The sequence below is a fragment of the Nocardia sp. NPDC002869 genome (assembly GCF_046764065.1).
Taxonomy (GTDB): Bacteria; Actinomycetota; Actinomycetes; order Mycobacteriales; family Mycobacteriaceae; genus Nocardia; species Nocardia rhamnosiphila.
This window is the reverse complement of sequence record NZ_JBKOOL010000289.1, coordinates 1-3,207: the sequence shown is the minus strand read 5'-3', so window position 1 is coordinate 3,207 and position 3,207 is coordinate 1. Positions and strand designations below refer to the sequence as shown.

Annotated in this window: 3 protein-coding genes; all 3 read right to left on the bottom strand. The window is 66.2% G+C overall.

The features are described 5' to 3' along the window. Positions 1–404: 404 nt before the first annotated feature. Positions 405–1,664 carry a UDP-N-acetylglucosamine 1-carboxyvinyltransferase gene (gene murA, locus ACLML9_RS28215; protein ID WP_411948346.1) on the bottom strand — a complete coding sequence of 420 codons (1,260 nt, stop codon included), beginning with the start codon at positions 1,662–1,664 and terminating at the stop codon, positions 405–407. 154 nt (positions 1,665–1,818) lie between these two features. After that, the gene (locus ACLML9_RS28210; RefSeq protein WP_411948345.1) at positions 1,819–2,451 is read right to left on the bottom strand and encodes a cob(I)yrinic acid a,c-diamide adenosyltransferase; all 633 of its coding nucleotides are present in this window, start codon (positions 2,449–2,451) and stop codon (positions 1,819–1,821) included. A gap of 109 nt (positions 2,452–2,560) precedes the next feature. Next, positions 2,561–2,983, bottom strand: coding sequence for a DUF2550 domain-containing protein (locus tag ACLML9_RS28205; RefSeq protein ID WP_411948344.1), 423 nt, complete (start codon positions 2,981–2,983; stop codon positions 2,561–2,563). Positions 2,984–3,207 lie beyond the last annotated feature (224 nt).

The window sequence follows — 3,207 nt, the reverse complement described above, 5'->3', positions numbered from 1 at the left end:
TCCACACGGGGGTATGAAGAACCGAAACCAAATCAAATATTTGGCACTGACATTCATCAACACACTATTGAGTTCTCAAAGAACACACGCACACACCATCTGGTGACTTTTAAGTCATTCGATCGGTGAGGCAACTTCTCAAGCTTAGCTCATCCGTTTTCCCGATTGCAAATCGGTGTCCCGGTCGAGCCAGTGTGATCGCCAGGCGCTCCTCGTCCTACCTCGTTTCCCTGGTCCCTCCGGCTCGGCGTTTCCGCCTTGCTCCGGGCCCCGGGTCGGTGTCCGTGTCGCTCTGACTTGGATAAAGTTACGTGGCATCTAATTCAATGTCAAATCGCCTGGTCAACGCGACTTTTCGGCGATTGTTCCCGAGACCGTTTCCGAACCCGGGCCGCCGAGAACGGTCAGGTTCCCACTCCCACCCGTTCCACGTCGGCTCCGAGCGCCTGGAGTTTCTCCACGAAGTTCGGATATCCGCGGTCGATGTGGAAAACGTCGTGCACTTCTGTCACCCCGTCGGCGACGAGGCCCGCGAGGGCCAGTCCGGCGCCGGCGCGAATATCGGAGGACCACACCGGTGCGCTGGAGAGCCGGGGAATACCGCGGACCACCGCGTGGTGCCCGTCGGTCCGGGCATCGGCACCGAGCCGGATCATCTCCTCGACGAACCGGAAGCGCGCTTCGAAGACGTTCTCGGTGATCATCGAGGTGCCATCCGCGATCGCCGCCAGGCCGATGGCCATCGGCTGCAGATCGGTGGGGAAGCCGGGGAACGGAAGGGTGGAGAAGTTGACCGCGCGCGGGCGATCGGGCTGCACGACCCGGAAACCCTCGGGTTCGAACGAGATCCGCGCGCCGGCCGACCGCAGCTTGTCCAGGACCAGTGCCAGATGCTGGGGATTGACCCCGGTCACCCGCACATCGCCCATCGTCATGGCGGCCGCGATACCCCAGGTGGCCGCGACGATCCGGTCACCGATCACCCGGTGCGTGATCGGTGCCAGTCGTTTCACGCCGTGGATCGTGAGCACCGAGGTGCCGGCCCCGCGGATGCGCGCACCCATCTGGGTGAGCATGGTGCACAGGTCGACGATGTCGGGTTCGCGCGCGGCGTTGTCGATCACCGTCTCCCCCTGCGCCAGCACCGCGGCCATGAGGATGTTCTCGGTGGCACCGACCGACGGGAAATCCAGCCGGATACGCGCGCCCTGCAGCTCGTCGGCCCGGGCGACCACGCATCCGTGTTCGATCTCGCTGGTCGCGCCGAGCAACCGCAGCCCGGCCTGGTGCATATCGAGAGGCCGGGAACCGATGGCGTCACCACCGGGCAGCGCCACCACCGCACGTTTACAGCGGGCCATCAACGGGCCGAGGACACAGACCGAGGCACGGAACTGGGTCACCGCGGGGAAATCCGCGTGGTATTTGGGTTCGGCCGGGGTGTCGATCGTCACCACATCGCCGGAGACCTCGACGTCGCAGCCGAGGCCGCGCAGGACCTCGGCCATCAGCGGCACATCGAGGATGTCCGGACAGTTCGTGATGGTGGTCTTGCCTTCGGTGAGCAGAGCAGCGGCCATCAGTTTCAGGACGCTGTTCTTGGCGCCTCCTACCGAGACCTCACCGACCAGCCGGTTGCCGCCAGTTACCAAAAACCGTTCCATGCCGCCTCTCCGAGTATTCGGCGCACCAGTGAGTGCAAGGATAGAGCGCCCACGATCGCATTGCGCTGCCGGTCGAGACAACGCCGAGCCCTCGCGCGCGGCGGCTCGGCCACCCGATCGCCAGGAGCAGTTTCCACCGTCCGGACGGAATCCGTCAGCTTTCGGGCGCGGGACCCGCGCCCGGTCCGTCCGGAGTCGCCGCGCCGGCCTCGTCCTTGCGGCCACCGCCGGGCTGCCAGAGCACATCACCGTCGGGATTGGTGTAGCGGCTGAGGATGAACAGCAGATCCGACAGCCGGTTGAGATATTTGGCCGGTAGCGCGCTGGTGTCGCCGGGATGCGCTTCCACGGCCGCCCACGCCGAGCGTTCGGCGCGCCGGACGACCGTGCGTGCGGTGTGCAGCAGCGCGGCGAGCGGGGTCCCGCCGGGCAGGATGAACGAATCGAGCGGAGCCAGCTCGGCATTGAACCGGTCACACCACTGTTCCAGGCGTTCGATATAGCTCGCGGTGATGCGCAGCGGCGGATACTTCGGGTTCTCCACCACCGGAGTGGATAGATCCGCGCCCGCGTCGAAGAGGTCGTTCTGGACCCCGCGCAGGACCGCTGTCAGTTGCGGACCCGGGCCGCCGAGGGCGATCGCGACCCCGAGGGCGGCATTGGCCTCATCGCAGTCCGCGTAGGCGATCAGCCGCGGATCGGTTTTCGGCACCCGGGAGAAATCACTGAGACCGGTGGTCCCGTCGTCGCCGGTGCGGGTGTAGATCCGCGTCAAATGCACGCTCACAGGACCACCCTAACGTCCATCCGACCGGCCGAGGGGTTGCGGCGGACGCGCATTTGCGCCGTACTGCCCGCCCGACAAGGCCCGTGCGCGGGGAACGGGCCTACCGGCCTCAGTGGCCGCGCAGCCGGCGGGCCCGCTCCGAGGGCCGTGACTCGACCCAGGACAGGAACGCGGTCAACGCCGCGCGATCCAGTGCCAGCTCGTAATCGCCGTGGCGATCGGACACCCCGATCACCCCGATCCCGTCGGTCATGATGTCGTACTCGTCGCCCTGCGGACCGCGGCGTTCACCGATCTCGATACCGCGCCGGCGGATCACCGAATCGGCGCCGAGCCGGAGGCTGGTGAGTTTGAAGAAGACGAGGTGATCCTCGTCGTAGCGGATGACGCCGTGCCGCCAGCGTTCCCCGCCGCGAGCCGGGAGTACGCGCAGGATGGCCGCGGTGCCGCCGCGCCGCAACATGACCAGGCGATACGTGGAAACCAGAGCCAATGCGACCAGCACGAGCACCAGAATGATCAGAAGCACCATCCCGGTCTGCAATGCTGCACATCCCTTCGCTCATCCGAGGCGATCGCCGGATCGGACCGGCAGATGCACCCGCGGCCATTCAACCACGAACCAGTTTACAAATGGCACGGGGATGTCTCGGATAATGCGACGTCATCGATCCCGGGAGCGCCCGTGGGCAACGCCGGTGTGAACCGGGGCACCGGCAAAACGGCTCCGGCCGGCGACAAGGGATCGTCGCCGGC